This window comes from Ornithinibacter sp., from assembly GCF_035443565.1.
Taxonomy (GTDB): Bacteria; Actinomycetota; Actinomycetes; order Actinomycetales; family Dermatophilaceae; genus Fodinibacter.
The window spans coordinates 1-1,301 of the sequence record NZ_DAORSO010000381.1 but is presented as its reverse complement, the minus strand read 5'-3'; the positions used below and the strand labels follow the sequence as shown (position 1 = coordinate 1,301).

The following is a 1,301-nucleotide window of genomic DNA, read 5'->3' as shown; positions in this document are numbered from 1 at the left end:
ATGCGGCGCAGGTCGACGTAGTAGTCGGCCTCGCGGCCCGAGGACAGGGTCACCCGGCCGTGGACGATCGCCTTGTCACGGACGATCTGCAGGAGGCGGGCGCGGTCAGCAGCGATGTCGGTCACGGGTCAACCGTAGGGCACCGGCCCGGTCGCCTCAGTCCCGGCGGAAGCGGTGCAGGGCGCGCACCCCGACCCCGCGGACCAGCGGGCGGGGAAGGGCCCGCACGGTGGCCGCGAGGACCTTCCACTGGGCCCCCGGCACGGAGATCACCTTGCCGGCGGCGACGTCGGTGAGCGCCTGCTGGACGAGGTCGTCGGCGTCTAGCCACAGGAACTCGGGCAGCGCCGAGAACTTCATCCGCGCCCGCTGGTGGAACTCGGTGCGGGTGAACCCGGGGCACAGCGCGGTCACCGTCACCCCGGTGCCGGCCAGTTCGCTCGCGAGCCCCTCCGAGAAGACCGTGACGAAGGACTTCTCGGCCGAGTAGGTGCCGTGCGCGATGAACGACGCCACCGACGACACGTTGACGATGGCCCCGTGGCCGCGCGCCCGCATCGCACGCCCCGCCGCGTGGCAGGTCAGCATGACGGCCCGGACCATCACGTCGAGCCCGGCCTCCTCCTGGGCCACCTCGTTGTCGAGGAAGGAGCCGGCCAGGCCGAAGCCCGCGTTGTTGACGAGGAGGTCGACGGGACGGTCGGCGTCCGCGAGACGCGAGCACACGGCATCCGTGGCCTCGCGATCGGACAGGTCGGCGACGAGCACCTCCACGTCGACTCCGTGAGCTGCCCGCAGCTGCGTGGCGAGGCGCTCGAGCCGGGCGCGGTCACGCGCGACGACGACGAGGTCGTGGCCCTCGCGGGCCAGTCGCTGAGCGAAGGCGTGGCCTATCCCGGCCGACGCACCGGTGACGAGTGCCGTGGTCATGGTCGCGACTGTATGCCGTGGTCACGAGCAGGGCGCGCCACCACCCGAACACGGTGCAGACACCTGCTGCCTTCGGTGCGATAGTGCTCAGGCGACCTCCCACGACGCCAGCCCTCTCGACATCACGGACCACCTCGGACCCGTGTCCTACGTCGCCGTCGAGTTCCCCGACGGTCGGGCAGATGCCGCTGGCTTCGCCGCCCTGCGTGACCTCGTCGACCGCGCACTCGTCATCGTTCGAGGTCGAGACGCAGAAGGCACGCATCCTCGCGTAGCCGCCCGGGAGGGTGTGCCTCGACGTTGCGTAGTGTGACGACGTGCGCATCGCCACCTGGAACGTCAACTCGATCCGCTCCCGCATCGACCGCGTC

At 71.1% G+C, this 1,301-nt stretch carries 1 protein-coding gene and 1 pseudogene; both read right to left on the bottom strand.

Annotated features, from left to right (window positions below):
- A pseudogene (locus PLL68_RS15365) lies at positions 1-125 on the bottom strand (orotate phosphoribosyltransferase); the annotation flags it as partial.
- Positions 126-156: 31 nt separating this feature from the next.
- On the bottom strand, positions 157-930 hold the full coding sequence (locus PLL68_RS15360; protein WP_324535588.1) for an SDR family NAD(P)-dependent oxidoreductase: 774 nt from the start codon (positions 928-930) through the stop codon (positions 157-159).
- Positions 931-1,301: the final 371 nt, after the last annotated feature.

Bases quoted from the DNA above. Each gene is read 5' to 3' on its own strand.
- PLL68_RS15360 (WP_324535588.1), bottom strand. From the start codon at position 930: ATGACCACGGCACTCGTCACCGGTGCGTCGGCCGGGATAGGCCACGCC.